Raw genomic sequence first — 25,822 nt, 5'->3', positions numbered from 1 at the left:
ATAATTTATTAAGCTTTATTATTAGTTAAGCAAATATATTGACAATACCTATAAAATACGAAACTATAAAGATTTACCATTATGAATACTTTCTAATATATATTAGAAAGTATATTTCGTTAGTATGTTCTATTTTTTAAATAACTAAAAATCTATATGGGGGTAATATATGTCTAAATCAAACAAAACAGCAAAATCAGCATTAATAATAATAATCTTTACCCTAGGAAGTAAATTCCTAGGGTTTCTTAGAGAAGTTCTTATAGCAGCTAAATTTGGATCTGGTATGGAAACAGATACATTTTTTATAGCTTTAACAGCTACTAGTTTAGTAACAGGGTTTCTTAGCAATGCTATCAGTACAACTTTTATACCTGTTATTTCAGAAATAGAATCTAAAGAAGGGAAAAAAGGAAAGATAGAACATACAAACAATATGATTAATGTTATATTTTTTGTATCCTTGATCTTAGTAATAATAGGCTTACTAGGAACTCCAATAATAATCAAATTATTAGCCTCTGGATTTGAAGGCGAACAATTCAACTTAGCTGTTAAGTTAACTAGAATAGGTTTACCTATGATTTTATTTAGTGGGGTTATAGGGGTAATGACAGGATACCTTCAATCAGAACAAAGATTCAATGCTACTGCTATGATAGGAATTCCTTTTAATTTTATTTATATATTTTTCTTGTTATTTTTATCTTCCATATTTGGTATAAGAGGATTGATGGTTGCAGGAGTAATTGCTGTATTCTCACAATTATTAGTGCAGATTCCAGAAGCAAGATTATCAGGCTTTAAATATAAATTTATATTCGATTTAAAAGATAAATATATTAAAAAAGTTCTATATCTTAGTTTACCAGTTCTTATAGGTGTAGCCATAAATGATCTAAATGCTATAGTAGATAAAACCTTAGCCTCATCTTTAGTATCAGGAAGTATTTCAGCATTGAATTATGCTAGCAAGCTAAATGGACTTATACTAGGTGTGTTTATATCTGCCATAACTACTGTAATATTTCCAGTATTGTCAAAGGAAGCTAATGATGATAATATAGATGGGGTTGAAAGTACCATGAGCTATGGAATTAATCTTATATTATTAATTACCGTACCTGCTACAGTAGGAATGATCGTATTAGCTAAACCAATAGTTGAAATTGCTTTCCAAAGAGGAGAATTTGATGCTATAGCTACTTTAATGACTTCACAGGCTCTTATATTTTATTCTATAGGACTTGTGGCTATGGCATTAAGACTACTTATAACTAGAGTATACTACTCTTTGCAAGATACTAAAACTCCGATGATAAATGGTGCTATATCTGTAGGATTTAATATAGTCTTAAACCTTATATTAGTTAATTTCATGGCTCATGCAGGATTAGCTTTAGCTACGAGTATAGCTACAACAATAGCTGCAATAATGCTATTATATGGCTTAAAAAAGAAGATTGGTTCATTAGGTACTAAGGAATATATAATAACTTTCCTTAAAACTGGCCTAGCTTCAGCTATAATGGGGATAGTAGCTTATATAGTTTATCACGGATTATATGGTATTTTAGGAGTATCTAAACTACATAATTTAATTTCCTTATTAGTTGCAGTAGGACTTGCAGTTATAGTATATGGAGTATTATGTTACTTACTAAAAATAGAAGAAGTAAGATATATGGTGAATAAAGTTAAAGAAAGATTTATTGGAAACTAAGATTAAAAAATAGAATAAAATATAAAAAGAATCTTATGAAAAAATATTTATGAGATTCTTTTAAATTATATTTACCAATAAAATTAGTTTCAAAGTTTAGAGTAGAGGACTATATTCGAGAAAGTTCTTAAATAATATTTTATTGTGGAAAGTAATATATCCGTATCATTCTTGTTAACTTTCATAATAGTTTTGTGTTATAATATAAAAAATACAAAATTATACTAAAGGACTTAAATATGAATAAATTTAAAATTACAGATAATTATAAAAGGATATTATTTTGTTTAGCTGTTATCTTTTGGATGGCACTAATATTTTACTTATCTTCTCAACCAGTTCAACAATCTAATGGATTAAGCAAAAAAATTACCAAGGTTGTTGTAGACACTATAGAAAAGATAGTGCCTAAAGCAGAGTTGAATCCTAAAAGGGTTAATCATATTCTAAGAAAAAATGCACATTTCTTTGCATATCTATTACTTGGAATATTAGTAATGAGTATGCTAAAGATAGCTAAAGTTCATATAACTAAGGCTGTAATACTTGCCTTAATAATTTGTATCATTTATGCAATATCAGATGAATTTCATCAACTATTTGTACCAGGTAGAGGTGCTCAAATAAAAGATGTAATTATAGATACTGCTGGGGCAATTACTGGTATAATATTACAAGTTAGTATAACCAAAAGACTATCAAAGTAGATATTAAATTACTGGCAAAGTTTACAGCATCATTATTTACAATATAGTACCCTTTAACAAGCCTATTAGGCTTGTTTTTATGTATTTTTCTTTCTGTAAAGGATTTAGTAGACTCACAGTAGTATTGAGCTTGTATAGAAGCACCCAGTATGCTATCTATAATTGATCCTATGAATCCTAGAATTAGACATATGGAGAAATAAGTAAGGCCTTGTCTTATATCATTATATAATGCAATATATGCAATAAAAAATATTATAGCTATAAATGCAGAGCCTAAAAATGAGAATACAGTCCCTAGTGTACTTATACCTCCAGACATTCCTCTTTCTATAGTTCTAAGATTTAATATAGATAATGGTTTGTTTTTGCTCAATACTCCTATTTCGGAGGCCCAGGTGTCTGAAGTTGCTACACCGAAGGATACAGAATAAGCTAATAAGAATATAGGTTCTTTATATATATAATGCAAAAAAGCTAGAATAAGTCCTATTCCTCCATTGACAAAGACTTGAATATAGTCACGTTTCCCACCTTTCTCATTCAACTTATTAACATTATTTTTATTTGTATTTTTAAATTTGGTTAAAAAACTAGATGATATGAAAAATCCTATCATTATATTGAAAAACCATAAACCTCCAAAAAAATAAATTGCAGTACCTAATATTGTAGCAGCCAAAAAACCACTTATATTTAGTGATGATTTTTTATAAGCTATAAAAGAAATTAAAAAAGAAGAAATTAATCCTATTGTAAAATCTAACATTATAACCACTTCCTAAACTTGTAATAATATAGTGTAAAAAAATATTGCAGAACCTAATGGAACAGTAAGGTTGTCCAATCCAAACGGAGAAAATAACTCTAAAATAGTACTAAGAGCTGCTAGTATAAAACTAAATAATAATATATTATTAGGATTAAATATATATAATATTATTATAGAAACTATAAATGAGAAAGTAAACATGGCTAGGCTACCTTCTATACTTTTATAATTTCCAAATATTTTAAATTTATGTTTTCCAAAGTTTATACCTACTATTGCAGCAAAACCATCACCATACCCCATGATTAATATGCCTAGTGCACCTATATAGGACAGTTCTTTGTCCTTGAAAGTAATTAATGATAAAATTAGTAAAGATAAAGCATAGTATACAGTTCCTAAATCCTTTTTTGATTCATTTCTTTCCATAGCACTAAATAGCTGTTTTGTATAAGATATATAATTAATGATAACAAAAAATCCAGGAACTACAGCTGCACTTATATTATTATCAAAAAAGATCATGGAAATAATACACCAATTAGAAACACCTATATGTATAAATTTTCTACTACCTTCCATAGATAAAATACCTAAGTTTTTCATAAATGAAGCTATAATTATGATCAAAAATACAAAAACTATAGATACTAATATGCCAATTATATTATTCAACTCAAGTTCTCCTACCTTTCTAATTATAAACCATACATAGTATATCATACCATTATTTTACAAGAATTAAATAGTAAACTATAATAAACTATAACAAAATGTATTAATAAAATACTTGGAAGCTATATATGTAGTATTAAATGTTACTTAATAATTTTATGCATATGAAAACAACGACCAAAATTTTGGTCGTTGTTTTTTATTTTATTCACTTTTATAAATTATCTATATATTTTTGTCAGACTGCCTTTTTTAATAAGATATATCAGCATTAATATAGATGTTTAGTTCTCTTTCAAGATCATATATTATATCCTTTATTTCACGTTTATCATTATCAGAGGGACTATAACCAAGAGAAATTTTAACATATACAGTTGAACTATTTTCGCTACTAGCTCTTACGATTGCATTACGGAAACGTGCCTTATATAAATCCTCTTCTAAATATTTTTCTACATCATATAATAAATCATCTGATCTATAGTCTCCATAGCCGTCTCTATCACTAATTGTAACTTTACCATTGTTATTCATAGTAAAGGTATATAGTGTATATCTTTCATAGTTATCGTAGATGCTACCTTCTACCTTATGGTTTTTGAATACTTTACTAATATCATCAGCTATATCTTCCATTAAGGATTTTTTGTCGGATACCTTCATTTTCCTCCAAGCATTTCTTTCGGAACTATTTCTAGTGTCTATAGTTATATTAGCTGTAATTCTACTGCTAGTTTCTTTTAAAGTTATATCAAAACTAACATCATCTATTACTCCATATTCTTTATTTAATTTCTTTTCTAGTTCTTTAATATCAGTTTTAGATGATTCTTCTTTCTTTTCTTCTTTAACTTTATTTTTTAGTTGATTAATCTCTGCTTGTAATGCTGCTATTTCTTGATCTTTTAGCTCAAGTTGTTTGTTTAATACTAGCTTTTCAGAATCTACAAAGCTTGCAGTATGAGTTGAACTATCATAAGTAACGCTTACACCCATAATATCAGCTAAGGCTCTAACAGGTACATAAGCTCTGCCATCATATTCTTTTACGGTAAAAGCTGGAGCACCATATTTATCTTCGACTGATTTGGTAATATCTTCACCTTGGTAACTTAGCTTAATCCTACCATGAGTAGCAGTAATCTTTTTATCAAATATTCCATTAGCTGCAAAAGCTACTGTACTCAATAACATAACTCCTAACAATGAACTCACAACAATCTTTTTTGTTTTTTTACTTCTAAACATTAATCCCCCTCCTAATTTAATATAGTATCTTACTATAATAATATCATTTTTTAACTTTATATTCAATAAAAGGAAGGGAAATTACATAATTTACCTAATTGTACTAGCTTAAATTCGTAAGTATAGAGAGATTATACTTGAAAGAATTACTAAAAAAATTAAATTAGTGATATAATATATACATAAGGTGGAAAGGGGCGATGCAATGTTAAGTCAACAAGATTTAATAGAGATAATAAGCAAAGGTGAAAACCCCTATATAGAATTCAAGGAGGAGAAAATAAGACCTAATGATCTAGCTGGGGAAATTGTTTCATTTGCCAATATGGAAGGCGGTACAATAATAATTGGTGTATCAGATGATGGAATAATAAAAGGTGTTTTTGCCGAAGATATAGAAGAAAAAATAATGAATATTTGTAGAAATAATTGTATACCAAATATAATTCCAATATATAAAGAAATAAATATAAATGGATTGAAGGTTGTTGTTCTTACGATTCCAAAAGGAATCAATAAACCATATTACACTGTTGATAACAAATATTATATCAGAGTAGGTACAACTAAGAGAATTGCTTCAAGAGAAGAATTAATGCGACTATTTCAAGCTAGTGGAGCAGTACATTTTGATATATCATCAGTTGAAGGTACTACAAAAAAAGATATTAATATGGATTTAATAAGAGATTACTTTTTAAAATATAATATGTTTGACTTATATGAAGAAACTGAGGAAGCAGTAGATAGAATTCTTGTAAATGCAGATATATTAAAAGAAGGAATAAATACTAAAGAGTGTACAGTTGGTGGATTACTTATATTCGGTAAAAAAGTAGAAGATAAGCTACCACAAAGTGGTATTAGTTTTGCACATTTTAAAGGAAATGATATAACGGAAGAACTAATAGATAAAAAACAAATAGTAGGGAATTTACCAGATATAGTAGAACAATCTTTAGTAATAATAAAAAACAATATAAAAACTCCCTCAACTATTGTAGGTGCACTAAGAGAAGAAAAAGAAACATATCCAAGCGTAGTACTTAGAGAAGCTTTAGTTAATGCAGTTGTACACAGAAATTATAGTATAATTGGTTCTAAAATAAGAATACTAATGTTTTCAGACAGAATAGAATTTCATAGTCCAGGAAAACTACCTAATACTGTTACAATTGATAAGATGAAAATAGGAGTATCCTATTCTAGAAATCCATTTTTGGTAAAGTATATGGAAAATCTAAGATATATTGACCAATTAGGTAGAGGTATACCAATGATTATAAAGAATATGAAAGACCTTGGTGCAAGGGAACCAGAGTTAAGAGAAATAGGAGAAGAGTTTGTACTAACAATATATGAATCGGATTAAATAATATTTTAAAAGACAAATATAAAACCAAAGGCTTAGAGTAGATAGACTTCTAAGCTTTTGGTTTGTATTAATTACATAATTTACCTAATTTCTTCAAGTATAATCTTGGTAAAAAGTTTGCCCCCTTCTATATTCAAGTGACTTGAATCAAAGAATAATTCTTCATTATTTTCAAATCTAGGGTCATGGGAATAGTCTAGGTATTGTATATCTGGATATTTTTCTAGTAATCCATCTATGGTATCTTGAAATTCCTTATAAAAGTCCTCTGAAAAATGTTCATTATAGTATTTAGTAAAAGGTGTAGTTGTAATTACAGGTCGTATATTATGTTCTATAGCTGTAGCGATTATATTATCTACAATGGCTACAAACTTATCTTTATCTTTTCTTCCTTCTTCTATAAACTCCAAATGTCTTCCTGCTGTATCATTGCTTTCCTCTTTCATTTTATCTATAGGTATTGTAGAGGTTTTATAGACTGATTTTGGCTCATGTGCCTTTTCTTCTTTTATAAAGGCATATTTAATATTTGACTCTGCTGTAACTACTGGTAACGCCTTGTACTTTAAGTATTCACTAAGCTTTGGTTTTTTAATGTCTTTTAAGCTTAAAAATGGATAATACATTTTATTGAAATCTTCAAAGTTTTCATTATCATATCCTAGATAAAAGGATATATAGGATATGGGAATAATAACTGTAGAGCCTTCCTTAAAGTTTTCAATATATTTTTCAAAAAGCTTTTCATCATAGAAAACCCTTTGGGCAGGTAGGGCAAAGTTGAAGCCTACTAAATCCAAGTCCTCATATACAAAGGCATATTGGGCATGGGATGTGCCAAGGTTGGCTATGTCTATATTTTGTGGAACATAATAAAACTTGTCTGTTCCGTTTATAGATTTATATATATTTGTTTCTTTATATCTAGCATTTACATATCCTACCATTAATGAAAGGATTAGTAAAAATACTATGGTCTTTTTTATAAATCGAAACATATTCTCACCTCTAAAATTGGAAATAGATAAATTCTTGAGAACCAAAAGTGCCTAAAAGGATTATACATAATACTAAGATATAATATAGACTCCATCTTATCCAAATTGGCTTAGTAGATATGATTTCTCGTATAGTCTTCTTCTTATATTCCTGTATTAAATGTACTAACTCCATTACTCCTATGGATAAAAAGGCTACTTTAAGTTGGAAGCTATCTAATCCTAGTTGATCTATTGGAACTCCATTACCTATATTTGTAAACATATTTTTTACAACATAGATTGCATCTGATATATTATTTGCCCTAAAGAATATCCAGCCAAAGCATACTAAGGTAAAGGTTAGAATTATCTGAAGGATACTGTGTAATGTTGGAGTTTTATCTAATCCTATTAATTTAACAATTCTCTTTCTTATACTAGATGTCCATATGGAAAATATTTGATAAAATCCATGGATTGCTCCCCAGACTACAAAGGTCCAATTGGCTCCATGCCATAATCCTGATATTAAAAATACGGTGGCTAAATTTAGCTGCCATTTCCATTTAGATACTCTATTTCCCCCTAAAGGTATATAAATATAGTCTTTAAACCAAGTACTAAGGGAAATATGCCATCTTCTCCAAAATTCCGATATAGACTTCGCAAAGTAAGGTCTTCTAAAGTTTTCCATCAATCTATATCCCATGAACTGAGCTGAACCAATGGCTATATCTGAATATCCAGAGAAATCACAGTATATTTGAAATGCAAATAATATAGTAGCAAGTATAAGAGGAAATCCTGTATAATCATGGACATTATTATATACTGTATTGACTAATATTGCTACTCTATCAGCTATAACTACCTTCTTGAATAGTCCCCATGCTATAAGCTTTAAACCATTGGTGGCTAAATCATAATCAAAGTCATGTTTTTCTCTAAATTGAGGTAAGAGATTTTCTGACCTTTCAATAGGGCCTGCTACTAACTGTGGAAAAAATGTTACATACAAGGAAAAAATTCCAAGATGTTTTTCTGGCTTTATAACACCCTTGTACACATCAATGGAATAACTCATTGTCTGGAATGTATAAAAGGAAATACCCATAGGTAGCAGTAATCTAAACTGTGGGAGGTAAAATGGAATATTAAGATACTCTAACACAGTTTTAGCTGAGTCATTAAAGAAATTAAAGTATTTAAATAAGAACAATAAAGAGAGATTAGAGACTAGAGATAGTATAAGGTATTTTTTTCGTTTTTTCTTGTCATCTGTTCTTCCCATCATTATTCCTGCAAAATAGTCTATTAATGTGGAGATTATAATAAGTATAATATAAGCAGGTTTCCATGCCATATAGAAATAATAACTTGCCATAAGCAACAAAATCCACCTAAATCTATATGGAATCAGAAAATATGCCCCTACTACAAGGGGAAAAAATATTAAGTACTGTAAAGAATTAAAAAGCATAATTTCACCTAATTTCTCTTTATTTTAACATTAATATTATATATTATAATCCTTGTATTTTCAATAGAAAGGGAACAGTTGGTAAAACTGTTCCCTTTCTATGGTTTTATCCATTTTTTCAAATTATTTACTGCTGTAGTTTTTAGATTTACTACAGTTCTATAGCTTATACCTAATTCCTTTCCTATTTCATACATATTCATGTTTTCCATATAAAAGAGAAGGATGACTTGTTTTTGCCTTTCTGTTAGTTTATCTAAAGATTTTTTGATTAAGGTACTGGTTTCATCTTCTATAATGATTTCAATTGCATCTTTATGGTCTGATACTAAAAGATCTATTATTTCTCCATCATCTTCTCCAATAGGTTCATTGAGAGATAGGTGGATTTTTTCTTTATGTTTATTTAGATAAAGATATTTGAGTTTTGATTTTATATATCCTAGGAAATGTACTTCCTTAGATTCATCAAATTCCTTTATAGACTCTAATATGCAGATTATTCCATCCTGCATTAAATCATCATATTCATTAGGTTTATTATAGTATCTTCTAATGGAACTAACTAATAAAGGTCTTAGATTACTTATAATTTCATCAATAGAAGTTTTATCTCCTTTTTTAGCTTCACTAACTAACTTATCCCACATAATCTTCCTCATGTTCCGCTACATTTATATAGTAATCCTTATGGAAGTTCTTTATTATGTAGCCATTTCTTATATGATTTTGCACTGTAGATAAGCTAGATATGGATTTAATTATTTTTCCATCACTAAGACAAACTTCTCTATGGCTTTTTTCATCTCTTACTATATAGATATGTTTTATATTTACATAACTAAAGGCACCATCATTTTTACAAATAGTAGTTCTAGTTTTAATAGGAACAAAGATATTATCTTTATTAAAGGGCATAGGTATTAGGTTTGTTGATGATATAAGATTCTTATATTTTCTTTTTACTTCTGTAGGACTTATTTTGTAGTGTTTTTCCAATGATTTAGTTACAGTTTTAATAGATCTTTCAATTACAAAGGGTTCCATATTCTCTATATATACTATGGTACAATTTCCCTTTGCTTTCACATATTCTGGCAACAATGCCATAAGTTCATTTTCAAATAATCTCTCCATATGTTATTACCTCCTTTTATAACCAATAGGAAAGTTCTATTTTTTTATCTTTTATAAATAATGAACTTTCCACAACCTAAATGAGTTTAACAAAAGCTTTTGCCATAAACAGAACTAACGTTCATGCTTAAGAATATAATACCAGAACGTTAGTTCTAAATCAATAGAAAATATAGTTACAAGGACTTTAGGAAAGTCATCTTACAAAATATTTAAAATTCATAGTTTATATCAACTTTTTTTTACATATTTCCCGGGAAAACAACAAAAAAATTAATTGTAAATAGAATTTGTAGATTTATATCGTAATTGGGTATATATGTAAAAAAATAGGAAAAGGAGGAGAATCAATTGTTAGAAAAAAGACATTCTATTACAGGCAAAATATTTATAATTACAGCATTAGCACTTATAATATCAAATATTTCCATTGGTATATTAGGATATAATACGGCTAAAAGAGAATTAAGTAAACAAGGTGAAGATATTCTGAAAAATGGACTAAAGGCCGCCAACAATATGATACATATTGCCCAGAACTCTGTAAAAGATGGAGGACTTACTTTAGAAGAAGCAGAGAATTTAGTTAAGGAGAATTTAATTGGAAAGTTAAATCCAGATGGAACACGTGATACTTCTCAAACCATAGATTTAGGGGAAAATGGCTATTTCTTTATATTAAATGAAAAAGGGGATTTGCTAGGACATCCATATTTAGAAGGACAAAATACTTGGGATTTTAAAGATGAGTCTAAGAAAGAGGTTTTATTTGTTCAGGAAAGTATAGAAACTGCCTTAAATGGAGGAGGTTTTATTTATTATGATTGGAAGTTTCCAAATAGTGATGGAGTTGGAAGAAAGATAGTTTATAATGAAAAAGATACAGAGTGGGGATGGATAATTTGTGCTGGTAGCTATGAGAAAGATTTTAATAAAGGTGCTACAAAAATACTTAAAGCAACTATTTTTAGAGCCATAGCCTTTCTTATAGTGGGAGATGTAATCGTATATATATTGACTCATAAAATAGGAAATTCTCTAAGGGCCATTACATCTAGAGCTGATGATATTGCCAATTTAGATATAAGTGATAAAGTTTCAGATATGTTGACTAAGAGGAAAGATGAGGTAGGTATATTAGGAGGAGCATTCCAAAAGATAATTGACAACCTAAAGGGATTTGTAGACCATATATCCCATACTTCCCAAGACCTTGCCTTATCATCACGGGAACTTAGTCTATCTAGTGAACAATCTTCTGCATCTATAGGGGAAATAGCCAGAGCTATTGAAGATATTGCAGAAGGTGCTAGTAAACAAGCTATGGATATAGAAAATGGAGTAGCCCATATAGATGATTTAGGTAGATTAGTGGAGAAAAATCAGGAGTTTTTAAAGGAGCTTAATGATTCTACCTTGGAAATTGAAAAGATTAAAGACGAAGGTCTTGAAATCCTTATGGAACTAGTAAGAAATACTGAAACCAGCAATAAAGCAACTACAGATATTCAAAATGTAATTTATGATACTAATGAAAGTGCAGAGAAAATAGAAAAAGCTAGTAATATGATAAGAAGTATAACTGAGCAGACAAATATACTTGCCTTAAATGCAGCTATAGAAGCAGCAAGAGCAGGAGAAAGTGGTCGTGGCTTTGCAGTAGTTGCAGATGAAATAAGAAAACTTGCAGAACAGACTAATGGGTTTACTAAGGAGATAACATTGGTTGTATCTGATCTATTAGATAAGACTAAGGAAGCTGTAAATACTATGGATAATGTGGTAGAGGCAAGTAAAATCCAAAGTAATAGTGTAGAAGAAACTAATGAGAAATTTGATGGTATTAGAAAAGCTATAGAAAGTTCTAATAGTATAATAGAATTAATCAACCAATCAGGTATAGAAATGCTTCAGAAAAAGGAAGCCATAGTAGATATAATCTATGAATTATCAGCAATATCACAGGAAAATGCTGCTGGAGCAGAGGAAGCAGCAGCCTCCATAGAGGAACAAACAGCAACTATGGCTGAAATCGCCAATGCCAGTGAGTTATTGTCTCAATTGGCAAAGGACATGGAAGAAAATTTATCTAGATTTAAATATTAAAACAAATAACCCCGACTTTTGATTATCAAAAGTCGGGGTTATTATAATTATATATCAGCTATGGTTTTAGATAACTCTGTGATGCTTTCCGATAGCTGATTTAGTTTTCCTTCTATTCTTACTAATAAGTATATAGATAGAACTATGGGAAAACCTAGATTGGCTATACCAGAATATATTTCTTCCATTATATATCACCTTCCTACTAAATATCCAGCTTAGTGATTGTTGTATATACTATTCTAGCTTCTGAAAGACCTATTATATCACTATTTGAGGATACAAATATATTTGATGCAAGGATTGCTTCCATTGCTTCCTTTACTTCTTCAGAATCTAGGTCTGATTTTGGTTCATCTATGGATAAGACAAATTTTTTATTTGCTTCATCCATAAACTCCATTTCTAATTTAGTTTTTTCCATTATATCACCACCTTTCTATGAAGAAATTTTACTACTCAGTAAGAGTAGTGATTTCTACTTTTTGTACCTTTAACAAATTCTTTTGCTGCAACGATGCAATAATTGTAGCTGCATTATATAGGTTTTGGTCTTCTGCTGTAGCTTTAATTTGTGTAAAGGATTTTGGATGGATTTTTTGTTTGCCATCAATTATTCCACCATCCAGTTCAAGTTTCAAGGACATTTTCTCTTTAACTGTTTCTATAGCCATCATATCACCTCCTTGTTTAATATATAGGGTTGAAAAGTGAAAGTTACTAGAGCAATTTTAACTAAAGCTATAATAACCATTAATTTTTGAGCAATAACTCGATAAATGGAGTTATTTGTCGAAATATGGGTATATATAAAAAAAGTAAGGGGGAGAAAAAATGAAACTAAAGGCAAAGTTACTTATATTTACTGCTTTTATATGTATTTTTTCAATTTTATTTATCTCGATTATTAACTATGCTTTAGCAATCAAGGAATTGGAGGAAAAGATTAATGAAAACACTATACTGGAGGCGCATAACACTGCTGGTAAAGTAAATCAATGGGTAATTCAGCAGAAAGAATCTCTAAAAGCTGTACTAGATATGATTATATATAATAATAATTACGAAAAGGACTATATGGAAGGATTAATGACCAAACTATTTAATGAAAACCTAGATAATAGTTATTATATATCCTATGGAGACAATACCTATTTTCAAGAAGGAATGAATGTAGGAGAAGGATATGATGCCACAACTAGATTGTGGTATATAGGGGCAATGGCAACAGAAGATTTCTTTATTTCAGAGCCATATATAGATGCTGCTACTGATGAAATGGTAATCACCATGTCTAAGAAATTTAAAACTCAAAGTGGTATTGATGGTGTAATAGGTACTGATATATCTATTAGTTATTTAGTAGATTTCATAGCTCAGGCTGATTATGGAGAAGGTTCATACGCATTTTTAATAGATGATAAAGGTAATATATTGACTCATTTAAATGATGAATATAAGCCTAATAAAGATGGAAACTTTAAGAATATAGATGACTTGGGAAAAGTAACAGAGATAATTAGAGCTGAAGGATTAAAACTTAAAGATAGAAGGACACAGGACTTTGATGGAGTCAATAGATTGTTTTTCTATGCTCCAATAGAAGAAAGCAATTGGACAGTAGGAGTGGCTGTAGAAAACAATCATGTAATGGGTACTATAAATAGAGTAAATACTCTTACTTTAGTTGCTACAATAGGTGTAACCTTTATTTCCTTAATATTTGTATTATATTTGTCAAACAGTATAACAAATCCTATTAAGGATTCTGTAAAGATTGCTGAAGATATATCTAATTTAAATTTATCTAAAGCCATAGATGAAAAGAAGTTAAATAGAAAAGATGAGTTAGGTGAAATATACAATTCTTTTAATCTTATTATAGAAAAGCTAAAGGTCTTTATGGGAGATATGAAAGAATCCATAGAAATAAGCAATGAGGTAAGTGAGGAAACTTTAAATAAGGTTCACTATTTATTAGGTCAAGCAGAGGATACTTCTGCTACAACGGAAGAATTATCTGCAGGTATGGAGGAGACTTCAGCTACTACTATATCTATAAATGAGTCTGCACAGGAAATAGAAAGGGCATTATCAGATTTTGCGGAGAAGGTAGAAGATGGTGCAAATACATCTAATGAAATAAGTATAAAGGCAGATAAACTAAGTCATCAATTCATTACTGCTAGAGACAAAACTATGAATATATATTCTGAGGCAAAAAATGAAATAGATAAGGCTATTACTTCATCTAAGGAAGTAGAAAAAATAAATATACTATCTAATGCAATACTGGAAATATCAGAACAAACATCTTTACTATCCTTAAATGCAGCCATAGAAGCAGCAAGGGCAGGAGAATCTGGCAGAGGTTTTGCAGTAGTTGCAAATGAAATAGGAAAACTGGCAGAAAATTCAAATAAGACAGTAGGAGAAATACAGGCTGTAACTGAGGGAATTACAAAATCAGTTGGAGATTTAATAAAAAGCATATCTCTTGTAATGGGTTTTATGGAAAGTGATGTATCTACTGATTATGAGTTAATGGTAGAGGCAGTAAGTCAATATAGGGAAGATGGATCACATCTAAATAATATAATAGCAGATTTAAGTGCTACAGCAGAAGAACTTTCAGCAACTGTAAATGAAATCTCCATAGCTATTAAAGAAGTATCTACTACAGTGGAAGAATCAACTGTGGCTACTACAAATATTGCAGACAAGAATATGAATATTGTAGATGCAGTAAATGATATAAGTAAAATAATAGAAAGAAATAAATATATATCAGATAGATTAGAAGAAATCGTTTCACAAGTAAGACTTTAGACTTAACTCCAGTTTTTGGTATAGTTTACCAAAAACTGGAGTTATTTTTGAAAAAGGGTAGGAAATTTGTTAAATTTGGTTTATAATGGATATAATCTAAATAATTAATAAATTTAAGGGGGTTTATAAATGAATTTTAAAAACAAAAGAATTTTAAGCTTCTTCTTATCAATAACCCTTGTAATAGGTATATTGATAGGAGCTAATCCAGCGTCAGCTGAAGAGGCACAGAAACTAATTATAGTACATGTTAACGACGTACATGGTAATGTAACTGATGATGGTGAGAATATAATCGGATTTGCAAAGTTGAAAACTATTGTAGATGAATTAAAGGCTAAAAATCCAAATGTTCTTTTACTTAGTGGCGGAGATATGATTCATGGAACTAACTTAGCAACATTAAGTAAAGGAGAGGTTATGGTAAACTTAATGAATGCTTTAGAATTTGATGCTTCAGCCATAGGAAATCATGAGTTTGATTATAATACTGAAAGATTATTAGAGTTAAAAGAAAAGGCTGAGTTTCCATTCTTAGGAGCAAATATAGTTAAAAAAGATGGAAGCAAATCAGACTTTGAAGAATATACAATTAAAGAATTAGAAGGATTAAAGATTGGTATTTTTGGTTTGGCTACAGAAGAAACAGTATATAAAGCTAATCCAACATTCTTTAAGGACATTAAATTTGAATCCCCTATAGAAGTAGCAGAAAAAATGGTTCAAAAATTACAAGATGAAAAGGTGGATATAATCATTGCTTTAACCCACCTTGGCTTAGACGAAGAATCTAAAAAAGCTGGTGCTACTTTATCTACAGATGTGGCAGAAAAAGTAAAAGGAATAGATATTATAGTTGATGGACATAGCCATACTGAATTACCAGAAGGTAAGTTAGTAGAAGATACTCTAATAGTTCAAGCTAATGAACATATGAAGAGAATAGGAATAGTAGAATTAGAAATAGCAGACGGTAAAATAGCTAAATCAACGGCTAAATTATTAGACTATGAAGGAACTAAGGAAGTAGTACAAAATGAAGAAGTAAAAACGGCAATTGAGAAAATAGAAGAAGCAAATAAAGAGATATTAGAAACAGTTGTAGGAAAGACAACAGTTAAGTTAGAAGGTGAAAGAACAGTAGTTAGAGCAAATGAATCTAATTTAGGAAACCTTTTAACAGATGCAATGCTTCATGTAAGTGATGCAGATGTGGCAATTACCAACGGTGGTGGAATTAGAGCTTCCATAGAAGAAGGAGATATTAAACTTGAGCATATTCACACTGTATTCCCATTTTCTAACTATCCAGTAGTTATAGAAGTAACAGGAAAAGCTTTAGTAGAAGCTTTAGAATTTGGTAATGATTCATATCCAGAGGTAGCAGGAAAATATCCTCATGTTGCTGGAATGACTTATAAAATAGACCCAAATAAAGAAGTAGGAAGTAGAATAACAGATTTATTAGTTAATGGTGAAAAAATCGATTTAGATAAGAAATATAAAGTAGTTACAAACGACTTTATGGCAGTAGGTGGAGATGGATATACAATGTTCGCAGGTGCTCCAGTATTAGCTCAATACGGTTTATTATCAGAAGTTATAGCAGAATATATAACTGAATTAGGAGAAGTTGCACCTGAAGTAGAAGGCAGAGTAATAGGCTTACCACTGGAAGTTACTGAAGCAGAACCTGTGGAAGAAATTAAGGAAGTAGTAGAGCCTGTAGAAGATAAAGAAGAAGTAAAGGCTCCAGAAGTTAAACCAGAACTAAAGAAATATACAGTAAAATCTGGAGATGTTCTTTGGAAAATTGCTAGACAGTTTAATACTACTTGGGAAGAATTAGCAAAAATCAACAATTTAAAAAATCCACACCTAATATTCACAAATCAAGTGATATTAGTTCCATAAATTTTAAAGATAATTCCAATTTTGGTGCTTTGCATTAGAAATTGGAGTTATTTTTTCTTTATTATAGTATAATATCTTTAGAAGGAGGTTGAAGAAATGGATTTAATTTTAACCAATGGAAAAATCTATACTATGGATAAAAATAGGACTGTAGCTGAAGCTATGGCAGTAGAAGATCATATAATAAGAGCTGTTGGCAGTACAGAAGAAATGTTAAAGCTTAAAAAAGATAATACAATAATCTATGATTTAGAAGGAAAGACGCTGTTACCAGGATTTAACGATAGTCATATGCACTTAGTGAATTATGGATATTCTTTAACTCAAGTAAATTTAATTGGTATATCCTCTATAGAGGAATTAAACAAGAGAGTATCTTATTTTATTGATGAAAATAAAATAGAAGAAGGTAGATGGATAAGAGGAAGAGGATGGAATCAAGATTATTTTACAGGAGAAAAAAGATTTCCAAGTAGATATGATTTAGATAAAATTTCTGCTACAAACCCTATAGTAGTTACAAGGGCATGTGGTCATGTTGTAGTTGTAAACTCTAAGGCATTGGAGGTACTAAATATAGGCAAAGAGACAGAGCAAATTGAAGGAGGACAATTTGATTTAGATGAGAATGGAGAGCCTACTGGTGTATTTAGAGAAAATGCTGTTGGATTAGTATATGATAATCTACCAACTCCTACAATTGAAGAAATAAAAGATATGATGAGAAACGCCATAAGAGATATGAATAAAGCGGGAATTACTTCTGTAGGAACAGATGATTTTGAGGCATTACCAGATAGGAATTATGAAAACATTTTAAAAGCTTATAAGGAATTAAAAGAGGAAAATAAATTAAACATTAGAATATATGAACAATGTTTATTATCAAATATAGATAAGTTACAAGGATTTATAGATAAAGGATATAGAACCTCCATGGGAGATAATTTATTTAAAATAGGACCACTGAAATTATTAATAGATGGTTCTTTAGGTGCTAGAACTGCTGCATTAATGAAACCCTATTCAGATGATCCTAATACTGTAGGAATTACTACAGCCACCGATAAGGAGTTATATAACTTGGTAGATTTAGCCCATAGAAATAATATACAAGTGGCTATTCATGGTATAGGTGACAAAGCTATGTATATGGCGTTTTCTGCAATAGAAAAGTCTTTAAAAAATAGTCCTAAAGAAAATCATCGTCATGGAATAGTTCATTGTCAAATAACTGATGAATATTTATTGGATAAGTTTAAGGAATTAAATGCTATTGCATATATTCAGCCTATATTTTTGGACTATGACTGGAAAATAGTAAGGGATAGGGTAGGAGAGGCAAGAGAAAAGACTTCATATAATTGGAAGACCATGGTAAACAAAGGAGTAGCTATAACATGTGGTTCTGATAGTCCTGTGGAGACGTTTGATGTAATGAAGGGAATATATGAAGCTGTCACAAGGAAAGATTTAGATGGAAACCCTAAAGATGGATGGCTGCCAGAACAAAAGTTAACAGTTGATGAAGCAGTGTATGGATATACCATGGGAGGGGCTTATGCTTCCTTTGAAGAAGATATAAAAGGGTCGTTGGAAGTAGATAAGTTGGCTGATATGGTTTTACTATCAGAAGATATATTCAATATAGATGAAGAAGATATAAAGAATGTAGATATTCATATGACCATTCTTGGTGGAAAAATAGTATATATATAAAACAACTCCGATTTTTGGTAGCCAAAAATCGGAGTTGTTTTATTAAAGTTTTATATTTTTCAGTATTCCCTGTAAAGAATCTGCTAGATTTGCTAATTCGTCTGTTGATGTGGTAATTTGTTCCATAGATGCCATTTGCTCTGTTGTTGCAGTAGATATATTGTGAATTTGTTCTGTTACTTCCTTTGATATGGATTCAGATCTTTCTATGGAAGTTACAGCTTCTTCTACACTAACGGAGACATTGGAAATAGCATCTATTGCATTTGACATACCTAAATTTATTGTACTTATGATTTCTGCTATATGATCAAAAGCTTTCTTAGTATCATTTACTTTATAAGTACCTTTTTCCACTTCTTCATTGCTAAATTCCATATTCTCATTTGCATCTATAATTAATTCGTGGTTTTGTTTAATGATTTTTCCTATTTCAGATGTGGAATTTTTAGTTTGTTCTGCAAGTTTTCTTATTTCATCTGCGACTACTGAGAAACCACGGCCAGCCTCTCCTGCTCTTGCTGCTTCTATGGCTGCATTTAAGGCAAGTAAATTAGTTTGATCTGCTATACCTTGGATAACCACAAGGATTGCATCCATTTTCTTAGAACTGCTATTAATGTTTTCTAAGGAGGATTTTACTTTATGTGTACTGGATTTAATATTATCCATCTGTGCAATTACTTCATCTACTACTGTTTTTCCTTCTTCTGTAACAACTAAAGCTTTTTCATTAGATTCTTCAACTAATTTACTTTCATTTAATGCTAATTGAAATTCATGACTTACATTATTCATCATATTTGAGATGTTAAGCATTTCTTCTAATTGAGACTTAGATTTATCAGAGATTTCATTGGCAGCTTCTGATATGGAAATAGATGCAGCTGATGATTCCTCCGTAATAGCTGCCAGTTCTTCTGATGATGCAGCCAAGGATTCGGATGATTCTTGGGTTTCTAAGGCGAAGGTTTTGATACTGTCTATTACTCTTTGAATAGACTGACCCATTAATCCTAGTTCATCTTTTCGTTCAAGGATTTTATCATCTATAGTAAAACTTAAATCAAGATTAGACAAATCTCTAGTTTTTTTACTTATATCTATGATTCTATCAGTTATTCTTTTACTGGAAAGATAGGATAAAATAATTCCAATTACTAAGGATACTGCACCAATAGATAATAGTGTTTGTTTCAATGAACTTAATCCGCTTAGTATATCCTTTTCTGTAATATTTACAATAAGACTCCATCCCTTAGAACCAATAGGAGCATATCCCACATGGATCACTTCTTTATCTAGCTTATAACTTGTTATGCCAGAGTCTTTATTTGATATGGATTCAAATAAATTTTCAATAGATGATTGAGAATTGGGAGCAACTCTATCTATTAGAGAATGAAAATTTATACTTGGTGCTTTTGTACTGGCATTTGGTATTATAGTGGGATGAGAGATAACATCTACCTGCTCGTCCAATATATAAGCAGAGCCACTTTCTCCAAGCTTTATATCATTTACAGTTTTATATAATTCATTTGCATTTTTATAGGCTATGATTGAACCTACTATTATCTTTTTATGTTTAAGTGGTACTGATATGGCTATGTCCATGGCTTCTGATTCTTCTCTGTAGAAGGGTTTAGAGAAAAATGAAGTACCACCATTTGATGATTTAAAATAGTCAGTATCCTTTATATTTATTTTTGTGTTATCATCTAAAACTAGATTTCCTTTAGTGTCAGATATTCCTATACCAGAAAGTTTCAATCTAGCCTTTTCCGTCCTTAAAAGAATAAGCTTTTCTTCCCAAGATACTTCAGAGTCTCCTAGAAACTCTAAACTTCCTAAAGGTTCAATGGAAAGAGTATAATTTTGAATCTGTTCATTTACAATATTTGCAGAATCCGTTGCTTTATTAAGAAGTAGTTCGTGGGCATTTTTCATTAAAGATTTTTGACCAATCATATAGGCTGTACTACTTACAACAATAGAAAGAGCAATGATTAAAAGACTAATGGTTAGTACCAAAGATGTACCTATACTCCTTTGTGTTGCCTTTTCTCTAATTAGATTTTTCATACTATGTTTTCTAGACATAGGTTTTATAGGCGATTTGTTAAATAGATTTTTAATACTATCTTTTTTAAGCAGAGGTTTTATTCTTAGCTTTTTAAACAAACTTTTCATACTCTGTTTCTTAGGTAGATATTTTACATTCCGTTTTTTAAACAGATATTTCTTTTCCCGTTTTTTAAACATATATCTCACTCCCTAGATAAAAATTATGATAAAACAATTATATACCAAATTTACCATAAAGTCACATAAAACATAAAATTCTAAATATATTTATAATAGTTATCCAAATTATTAGGTAAAAAGCTATACTGTAAATTGTTTGAAAATATGGAATTTATTGACTTTATGGAGTTACAGTAGTATACTATTACCATGAAACTTTGACAGTATTGCTCCTACAAAATTTTGATTGGTTTAAATTAAAAAAAGGGAGGAATTTTTATGAAGAAAAAGGTATTGTTATTTGTTTTGTCAGTAGTTTTAGTATTATCGGTTTTATCAGGTTGTGGAACTAAGGAAACATCTGGTAATGATTCAAGTGATGTAATAAAAATAGGTGTACTTGAGCCTATGACAGGTTCCAGTGCAGCAGGCGGAGAGATGACCGTAGAAGGCATTAAACTTGCCAATGAAAAGGTAAGCACAGTTTTAGGAAAAAAAGTGCAATTAGTTATAGTGGACAATAAATCTGATAAGGTGGAGGCAGCCAATGCAGCTTCTCGTCTTGTAGATAAGGATAAGGTAGTTGCCATTATAGGTAGTTATGGTAGTTCATTATCCATGGCAGCAGGAGATATAGTTAAGAATGCAAAGGTTCCAGCTGTAGGTTGTTCACCTACCAATCCTCTAGTAACTTTAAACAATGATTATTATTTTAGAGTATGCTTTATAGACCCATTCCAAGGTACAGTTATGGCAAACTATGCGTTTAATGACTTAGGTGCAAAGAAGGCTGCCATAATCCAAGACGTACAACAAGACTATTCAGTTGGACTTTCCTCATATTTTAAAAAGGCATTTGTAGAATTAGCAGGTTCAGAATCTTCAATAGTAGGAGAATCATCTTATAATACAGGAGATCAAGATTTTTCAGCTCAGCTTACAAATATTAAGTCTCTTAATCCAGATGTAATATTTGCCCCTGGAAACTATGGTGAATCAGCACTATTAATTAAACAGGCAAGAGAATTAGGTATTACTGTACCAATTCTTGGTGGGGATACTTGGGAAGCTGAAGAATTCTTAGAAATAGGTGGAGATGCAGTAGAAGGGGCAGTATATAGTACCCACTTTACATCAGAGTCTCCAGTTACTGAAGTATCTAAGACTTTCCTTGAAGATTATAGAAATAAATTTAATAAGGAAGCAAACGCTTTTGCTGCTTTAGGATATGATGCCTATATGATTATTATAGATGCCATTGAAAAAGCTGGTGAGGCTGATTCAGTTCTTATAAGAGATAATATTGCAGCTACTGAAGGCTTTATAGGAGCTACTGGAAATATTTCTCTAGATATAAATGGAGATGCGGTTAAGTCTGCTGTTATCAATAAAGTACAAAATGGTAAGTTTGGTTATTTGACTACAATAGAACCAATAAAATAAAACTTTACTGGAGGAATTATTATGAATAAAGAGTTCCTACAACATATGGCTAATGGTATTTCACTAGGGAGTCTTTATGCTCTAATTGCCATTGGATATACTATGGTTTATGGAATACTAAGGCTAATTAACTTTGCCCATGGAGATATTTTTATGCTTGGTGTTTATCTAACTTTCTATGGCATAACATATACTTCCATACCTTGGTATATAGTATTTATTCTTGCTTCAGTTATTACTGGATTTTTGGGAGTGACTTTAGAGAGACTTGCTTATAAACCTTTAAGGGGTTCTCCTAGAATTACTATTCTTATATCAGCCATAGGTGCATCATTTTTATTACAAAATGCAGGAGTATTAGTATTTGGGGGAAGGCCAAAGGCTTTCCCCACTCCTGAAGTATTCAACAAGGTAATAAGTATTGGAGAAATTTCTGTGGCTTTAGTTAATTTTATAATTCCAATTGTTACACTGATTCTTTTAGTTATTTTAAACTTTTTTATTCAAAAGACAAGAACGGGAATGGCTATGAGGGCATTATCGAAGGACTATGAAGCTGCTAGTCTTATGGGCATAGATATTAATAATACAATATCTATTACTTTCTTTATAGGTTCATTTTTAGCAGCAGTAGGAGGTATTATGTGGGGAATAAAATATCCTCAGCTTATGCCTCATATGGGTGTATTACCTGGTCTTAAATGTTTTATAGCAGCAGTTATAGGTGGCATAGGGAGTATATCAGGAGCAGTCCTTGGAGGATTTATTCTAGGTCTTGGAGAAATACTTCTTATAGCATTTTTGCCTAGTTTAACAGGCTATAGAGATGCGTTCGCCTTTATATTATTAATTATTATACTCCTAGTAAAACCAACAGGTTTAATGGGAGAAAAAATAGCGGAGAAGGTGTAGCCTATGAAGAAAAACACTGTTTTTAATATAATATTAATTGCATTAGTCCTTGGTATATTAATATTGATGAATGTATTTTTGGATAATTATAAGGTAACAGTTATAAATCTTTGTGGAATCTATATAATCCTTGCTTTAAGTATGAACTTAATCAATGGTTTTACAGGGTTATTTTCTTTAGGTCATGCAGGGTTTATGGCCATAGGTGCTTATACTGTAGCTATACTTACTATGCCTGTAGCCACTAAGGAAATGAATTTTTATATGAAACCAATGGTTCCATTTTTATTAAATCTTAATATGCCTTTTATATTTGCTTTAATATCAGGTGGATTAATGGCTGCACTATTTGGATTTTTAATTGGTGCACCAGTGCTTAAATTAACTGACGATTATTTGGCAATTGCAACTTTAGGGTTTTCAGAGATTATTAGAATTGTAATTGTAAATCTTCAAAGTATAACCAACGGTTCATTGGGACTTAAAGGTATACCAAAGCTTACTATAAATAATAAACCTAACCTTTTATGGTCTTGGGGTATAGCCATCCTTATTATTGTATTTATGAATGTTCTTATGAAGGGAAGTTATGGTAAGGCTTTTAAGGCAATTCGTGAAGATGAAATTGCTGCAAGGTCCATGGGAATAAATTTATTTAAACATAAAGTCCTTAGTTTTACCATAGGTTCATTTTTAGCAGGAATAGGTGGTGGGCTTCTGGCAACATCTTTAGGAACTATAGACCCTACACAATTTAAATTTGCCCTTACATTTAATATTCTTCTAATGGTTGTTTTAGGTGGTATGGGTAATATAAATGGAAATGTGGTATCAGCCATAGTTATAACCATAGCCATGGAGGCTTTAAGGTTCTTAGATGAGCCTATTAATTTAGGGTTTACTGTAACTTCTGCATTACCAGGACTTAGAATGGTAGTGTTTTCTTTAATTTTAATGCTAGTAGTTATATTTAAAAAAGATGGATTTGTGAAAAACACCCTAGAGAAAGTGAGGGGTAAATATGCTAAAAATTAGCAATGTAACTATGAAATTTGGAGGAGTAGTTGCAGTAAATAATTTTACAGCAAATATCAACAAAGGAGAAATTGTAGGTCTAATAGGACCAAATGGTGCAGGAAAAACTACTGTATTTAATGTGGTTACAGGAGTATATAAACCTACAGAAGGGCAGGTTTTGTTTAACTCAGGAGACGAAAAAGTAATATCCACGTTGAGACCAGATGAAATAGCATATCTGGGAGTATGCAGAACTTTTCAGAATATAAGATTGTTTAAAGAACTATCGGTTTTAGATAATGTTTTTATAGGAGGACATTTAAGACTAAAATCAAATGTATTTTCTTCCATACTAAGACTTCCAAGTTATAACAGAGAAGAAAAGGAAATGTTGGAGAAGTCTAATTATCTCCTTGAAAAAGTAGGTCTATATGGTGAAAGAAATGAAAAGGCATTTTCTCTGCCCTATGGGAAACAAAGACGGCTTGAAATAGCCAGAGCTTTGGCTACAGACCCTAAGCTACTGCTTCTAGATGAACCAGCAGCAGGAATGAATCCTCAAGAAACAGGAGAGCTAATGGAATTTATTTCTGTGATTAAGGAGGAGTTTGATCTAACTATATTTTTAATAGAGCATCATATGGAAGTTGTAATGGGAATTTGTGAGAAGATATATGTGTTAGACCATGGGACTCTAATAGCAGAAGGAAATCCAGAGGAAATCCAAAATGACTCTAAAGTTATAGAAGCATATCTGGGGGTGGACTAATGCTAAGTATAAAGAACCTTCATGTTAGTTATGGCGGAATCAAGGCCCTAAGAGGAATTAATATTGATATAGCAGAAAATAAAATAGTTACTTTAATAGGTGCCAATGGTGCAGGAAAATCTTCTACTTTAAGGGCAATTATGAACTTAGTAAAGAAGGAAGATGGAAAGGTTGAATATAATGGTGATGATTTAACTAATCTTAAAACCATGGATATAGTTAAGAAAGGCATAGTCTTGTCTCCAGAAGGAAGAAGAGTATTTGCCAACCTTACTGTAGAGGAAAACCTTATTCTAGGAGCCTATACCAGAAAAGACAAAGCTGGAATAAATGAAGATATAGAAAAGATATATAACTTGTTTCCACGGCTTAAAGAAAGATCATGGCAAAAATCAGGCACTCTATCTGGAGGAGAACAGCAGATGCTTGCAGTTGGAAGAGCCATGATGATAAGACCAAAGGTACTGATGCTAGATGAACCATCTTTAGGTTTGGCACCGCTATTGGTTAAAGATATATTTGATATTATAAAGGAGATACACAGTCAGGGAAATACGATTCTATTAGTAGAGCAAAATGCAAAGAAAGCCTTAGAAATAGCAGACTATGCTTATGTATTAGAAACAGGCTCCTTAGTGTTAGAAGGAAAAGGAGAGGAACTACTGAATAATTCCAAAGTAAAAGAAGCCTATTTAGGTAGCCAATAGTAAATAAAATAACTCCGATTTCTATTAACAAAAAATCGGAGTTATTTTATTTGTAA

At 30.6% G+C, this 25,822-nt stretch carries 23 protein-coding genes; 12 read left to right on the top strand and 11 right to left on the bottom strand.

Annotation, left to right across the window (positions count from 1 at the left end):
* The first annotated feature begins 169 nt into the window (after window positions 1-169).
* Both murJ and FYJ83_RS01970 read left to right on the top strand, forming a co-directional pair.
* Window positions 170-1,723 (top strand): murein biosynthesis integral membrane protein MurJ, encoded by a 1,554-nt coding sequence (gene murJ, locus FYJ83_RS01975; protein ID WP_154438565.1) that lies wholly within the window; start codon window positions 170-172, stop codon window positions 1,721-1,723.
* A gap of 239 nt (window positions 1,724-1,962) precedes the next feature.
* Window positions 1,963-2,430 (top strand): VanZ family protein, encoded by a 468-nt coding sequence (locus FYJ83_RS01970; RefSeq protein ID WP_154438563.1) that lies wholly within the window; start codon window positions 1,963-1,965, stop codon window positions 2,428-2,430.
* On the opposite strand, the gene FYJ83_RS01965 is transcribed toward FYJ83_RS01970, so the two are convergent.
* The 3 genes from FYJ83_RS01965 to FYJ83_RS01955 all read right to left on the bottom strand — a co-directional run bounded on the left by FYJ83_RS01965 (window position 2,402) and on the right by FYJ83_RS01955 (window position 5,128).
* Window positions 2,402-3,199: a DUF92 domain-containing protein gene (locus tag FYJ83_RS01965; RefSeq protein ID WP_154438561.1), complete on the bottom strand. Its 798-nt coding sequence runs from the start codon at window positions 3,197-3,199 to the stop codon at window positions 2,402-2,404. The two genes, FYJ83_RS01970 and FYJ83_RS01965, sit on opposite strands and share 29 nt — an antisense overlap.
* Window positions 3,200-3,211: 12 nt before the next feature.
* Window positions 3,212-3,877 (bottom strand): diacylglycerol/polyprenol kinase family protein, encoded by a 666-nt coding sequence (locus FYJ83_RS01960; protein WP_154438559.1) that lies wholly within the window; start codon window positions 3,875-3,877, stop codon window positions 3,212-3,214.
* A gap of 252 nt (window positions 3,878-4,129) precedes the next feature.
* Window positions 4,130-5,128 (bottom strand): stalk domain-containing protein, encoded by a 999-nt coding sequence (locus FYJ83_RS01955; protein WP_154438557.1) that lies wholly within the window; start codon window positions 5,126-5,128, stop codon window positions 4,130-4,132.
* 205 nt (window positions 5,129-5,333) lie between these two features.
* On the opposite strand from FYJ83_RS01955, the gene FYJ83_RS01950 reads away from it, so the two are divergent.
* Complete coding sequence (locus FYJ83_RS01950) at window positions 5,334-6,500, top strand: ATP-binding protein (protein ID WP_154438555.1); 1,167 nt, start codon at window positions 5,334-5,336, stop codon at window positions 6,498-6,500.
* A gap of 83 nt (window positions 6,501-6,583) precedes the next feature.
* Here FYJ83_RS01950 and FYJ83_RS01945 read toward each other — a convergent pair whose 3' ends face one another.
* From FYJ83_RS01945 to FYJ83_RS01930, 4 genes are all read right to left on the bottom strand, one after another.
* Window positions 6,584-7,504 carry an SGNH/GDSL hydrolase family protein gene (locus FYJ83_RS01945; RefSeq protein ID WP_154438553.1) on the bottom strand — a complete coding sequence of 307 codons (921 nt, stop codon included), beginning with the start codon at window positions 7,502-7,504 and terminating at the stop codon, window positions 6,584-6,586.
* Window positions 7,505-7,514: 10 nt separating this feature from the next.
* Entirely contained in the window at window positions 7,515-8,870 is a 1,356-nt protein-coding gene (locus tag FYJ83_RS01940; protein ID WP_229768457.1) for an MBOAT family O-acyltransferase, read from the bottom strand.
* A gap of 194 nt (window positions 8,871-9,064) precedes the next feature.
* Window positions 9,065-9,616: an RNA polymerase sigma factor gene (locus FYJ83_RS01935; RefSeq protein WP_195837888.1), complete on the bottom strand. Its 552-nt coding sequence runs from the start codon at window positions 9,614-9,616 to the stop codon at window positions 9,065-9,067.
* The gene (locus tag FYJ83_RS01930; protein WP_154438548.1) at window positions 9,606-10,103 is read right to left on the bottom strand and encodes a hypothetical protein; all 498 of its coding nucleotides are present in this window, start codon (window positions 10,101-10,103) and stop codon (window positions 9,606-9,608) included. The genes FYJ83_RS01935 and FYJ83_RS01930 overlap by 11 nt, the downstream gene beginning before the upstream one ends.
* A gap of 351 nt (window positions 10,104-10,454) precedes the next feature.
* Here FYJ83_RS01930 and FYJ83_RS01925 point away from each other — a divergent pair, with 351 nt between their 5' ends.
* Complete coding sequence (locus tag FYJ83_RS01925) at window positions 10,455-12,209, top strand: methyl-accepting chemotaxis protein (protein ID WP_154438546.1); 1,755 nt, start codon at window positions 10,455-10,457, stop codon at window positions 12,207-12,209.
* Window positions 12,210-12,256: 47 nt separating this feature from the next.
* Here the strand turns inward: FYJ83_RS01925 and FYJ83_RS01920 are convergent, their stop codons facing one another.
* Genes FYJ83_RS01920 through FYJ83_RS01910 form a run of 3 tightly spaced genes read right to left on the bottom strand, consistent with a single transcriptional unit; the run spans window position 12,257 to window position 12,883 of the window.
* Entirely contained in the window at window positions 12,257-12,397 is a 141-nt protein-coding gene (locus FYJ83_RS01920) for a YvrJ family protein (RefSeq protein ID WP_154438544.1), read from the bottom strand.
* A 17-nt stretch (window positions 12,398-12,414) separates the two neighbouring features.
* Window positions 12,415-12,633, bottom strand: coding sequence for a DUF2922 domain-containing protein (locus FYJ83_RS01915; protein WP_154438542.1), 219 nt, complete (start codon window positions 12,631-12,633; stop codon window positions 12,415-12,417).
* Window positions 12,634-12,664: 31 nt separating this feature from the next.
* Complete coding sequence (locus FYJ83_RS01910; RefSeq protein WP_195837887.1) at window positions 12,665-12,883, bottom strand: DUF1659 domain-containing protein; 219 nt, start codon at window positions 12,881-12,883, stop codon at window positions 12,665-12,667.
* A gap of 160 nt (window positions 12,884-13,043) precedes the next feature.
* Here FYJ83_RS01910 and FYJ83_RS01905 point away from each other — a divergent pair, with 160 nt between their 5' ends.
* The 3 genes from FYJ83_RS01905 to FYJ83_RS01895 all read left to right on the top strand — a co-directional run bounded on the left by FYJ83_RS01905 (window position 13,044) and on the right by FYJ83_RS01895 (window position 18,671).
* The gene (locus tag FYJ83_RS01905) at window positions 13,044-15,038 is read left to right on the top strand and encodes a methyl-accepting chemotaxis protein (protein ID WP_154438538.1); all 1,995 of its coding nucleotides are present in this window, start codon (window positions 13,044-13,046) and stop codon (window positions 15,036-15,038) included.
* Window positions 15,039-15,167: 129 nt separating this feature from the next.
* Window positions 15,168-16,952, top strand: coding sequence for a 5'-nucleotidase C-terminal domain-containing protein (locus FYJ83_RS01900; RefSeq protein ID WP_154438536.1), 1,785 nt, complete (start codon window positions 15,168-15,170; stop codon window positions 16,950-16,952).
* 96 nt (window positions 16,953-17,048) lie between these two features.
* The gene (locus tag FYJ83_RS01895; protein WP_154438534.1) at window positions 17,049-18,671 is read left to right on the top strand and encodes an amidohydrolase; all 1,623 of its coding nucleotides are present in this window, start codon (window positions 17,049-17,051) and stop codon (window positions 18,669-18,671) included.
* A gap of 42 nt (window positions 18,672-18,713) precedes the next feature.
* Here the strand turns inward: FYJ83_RS01895 and FYJ83_RS01890 are convergent, their stop codons facing one another.
* Window positions 18,714-20,936, bottom strand: a complete 2,223-nt coding sequence (locus FYJ83_RS01890) for a methyl-accepting chemotaxis protein (RefSeq protein ID WP_154438532.1) — start codon at window positions 20,934-20,936, stop codon at window positions 18,714-18,716.
* Between the two features lie 261 nt (window positions 20,937-21,197).
* Here FYJ83_RS01890 and FYJ83_RS01885 point away from each other — a divergent pair, with 261 nt between their 5' ends.
* The 5 genes from FYJ83_RS01885 to FYJ83_RS01865 are packed head-to-tail and all read left to right on the top strand — an operon-like array spanning window position 21,198 to window position 25,766.
* The gene (locus FYJ83_RS01885; RefSeq protein WP_154438530.1) at window positions 21,198-22,361 is read left to right on the top strand and encodes an ABC transporter substrate-binding protein; all 1,164 of its coding nucleotides are present in this window, start codon (window positions 21,198-21,200) and stop codon (window positions 22,359-22,361) included.
* A gap of 21 nt (window positions 22,362-22,382) precedes the next feature.
* The gene (locus tag FYJ83_RS01880; RefSeq protein WP_154438528.1) at window positions 22,383-23,273 is read left to right on the top strand and encodes a branched-chain amino acid ABC transporter permease; all 891 of its coding nucleotides are present in this window, start codon (window positions 22,383-22,385) and stop codon (window positions 23,271-23,273) included.
* A 3-nt stretch (window positions 23,274-23,276) separates the two neighbouring features.
* Window positions 23,277-24,308, top strand: a complete 1,032-nt coding sequence (locus FYJ83_RS01875) for a branched-chain amino acid ABC transporter permease (RefSeq protein ID WP_154438526.1) — start codon at window positions 23,277-23,279, stop codon at window positions 24,306-24,308.
* The gene (locus FYJ83_RS01870; RefSeq protein WP_154438524.1) at window positions 24,295-25,059 is read left to right on the top strand and encodes an ABC transporter ATP-binding protein; all 765 of its coding nucleotides are present in this window, start codon (window positions 24,295-24,297) and stop codon (window positions 25,057-25,059) included. Before FYJ83_RS01875 ends, FYJ83_RS01870 begins: the two co-directional genes overlap by 14 nt.
* Window positions 25,059-25,766 (top strand): ABC transporter ATP-binding protein, encoded by a 708-nt coding sequence (locus FYJ83_RS01865; RefSeq protein WP_154438522.1) that lies wholly within the window; start codon window positions 25,059-25,061, stop codon window positions 25,764-25,766. Before FYJ83_RS01870 ends, FYJ83_RS01865 begins: the two co-directional genes overlap by 1 nt.
* Window positions 25,767-25,822 lie beyond the last annotated feature (56 nt).

This window comes from Tissierella pigra (assembly GCF_009695605.1).
Taxonomy (GTDB): Bacteria; Bacillota; Clostridia; order Tissierellales; family Tissierellaceae; genus Tissierella; species Tissierella pigra.
This window is presented reverse-complemented; position numbering and strand designations above follow the sequence as displayed.

Bases quoted from the DNA above. Each gene is read 5' to 3' on its own strand.
- murJ (WP_154438565.1), top strand. From the start codon at position 170: ATGTCTAAATCAAACAAAACAGCAAAATCAGCATTAATAATAATAATC.
- FYJ83_RS01970 (WP_154438563.1), top strand. From the start codon at position 1,963: ATGAATAAATTTAAAATTACAGATAATTATAAAAGGATATTATTTTGT.
- FYJ83_RS01965 (WP_154438561.1), bottom strand. From the start codon at position 3,199: ATGTTAGATTTTACAATAGGATTAATTTCTTCTTTTTTAATTTCTTTT.
- FYJ83_RS01955 (WP_154438557.1), bottom strand. From the start codon at position 5,128: ATGTTTAGAAGTAAAAAAACAAAAAAGATTGTTGTGAGTTCATTGTTA.
- FYJ83_RS01950 (WP_154438555.1), top strand. From the start codon at position 5,334: ATGTTAAGTCAACAAGATTTAATAGAGATAATAAGCAAAGGTGAAAAC.
- FYJ83_RS01945 (WP_154438553.1), bottom strand. From the start codon at position 7,504: ATGTTTCGATTTATAAAAAAGACCATAGTATTTTTACTAATCCTTTCA.
- FYJ83_RS01940 (WP_229768457.1), bottom strand. From the start codon at position 8,870: ATGGCAAGTTATTATTTCTATATGGCATGGAAACCTGCTTATATTATA.
- FYJ83_RS01935 (WP_195837888.1), bottom strand. From the start codon at position 9,616: ATGTGGGATAAGTTAGTTAGTGAAGCTAAAAAAGGAGATAAAACTTCT.
- FYJ83_RS01930 (WP_154438548.1), bottom strand. From the start codon at position 10,103: ATGGAGAGATTATTTGAAAATGAACTTATGGCATTGTTGCCAGAATAT.
- FYJ83_RS01920 (WP_154438544.1), bottom strand. From the start codon at position 12,397: ATGGAAGAAATATATTCTGGTATAGCCAATCTAGGTTTTCCCATAGTT.
- FYJ83_RS01915 (WP_154438542.1), bottom strand. From the start codon at position 12,633: ATGGAAAAAACTAAATTAGAAATGGAGTTTATGGATGAAGCAAATAAA.
- FYJ83_RS01910 (WP_195837887.1), bottom strand. From the start codon at position 12,883: ATGGCTATAGAAACAGTTAAAGAGAAAATGTCCTTGAAACTTGAACTG.
- FYJ83_RS01905 (WP_154438538.1), top strand. From the start codon at position 13,044: ATGAAACTAAAGGCAAAGTTACTTATATTTACTGCTTTTATATGTATT.
- FYJ83_RS01900 (WP_154438536.1), top strand. From the start codon at position 15,168: ATGAATTTTAAAAACAAAAGAATTTTAAGCTTCTTCTTATCAATAACC.
- FYJ83_RS01895 (WP_154438534.1), top strand. From the start codon at position 17,049: ATGGATTTAATTTTAACCAATGGAAAAATCTATACTATGGATAAAAAT.
- FYJ83_RS01890 (WP_154438532.1), bottom strand. From the start codon at position 20,936: ATGTTTAAAAAACGGGAAAAGAAATATCTGTTTAAAAAACGGAATGTA.
- FYJ83_RS01885 (WP_154438530.1), top strand. From the start codon at position 21,198: ATGAAGAAAAAGGTATTGTTATTTGTTTTGTCAGTAGTTTTAGTATTA.
- FYJ83_RS01880 (WP_154438528.1), top strand. From the start codon at position 22,383: ATGAATAAAGAGTTCCTACAACATATGGCTAATGGTATTTCACTAGGG.
- FYJ83_RS01875 (WP_154438526.1), top strand. From the start codon at position 23,277: ATGAAGAAAAACACTGTTTTTAATATAATATTAATTGCATTAGTCCTT.
- FYJ83_RS01870 (WP_154438524.1), top strand. From the start codon at position 24,295: ATGCTAAAAATTAGCAATGTAACTATGAAATTTGGAGGAGTAGTTGCA.
- FYJ83_RS01865 (WP_154438522.1), top strand. From the start codon at position 25,059: ATGCTAAGTATAAAGAACCTTCATGTTAGTTATGGCGGAATCAAGGCC.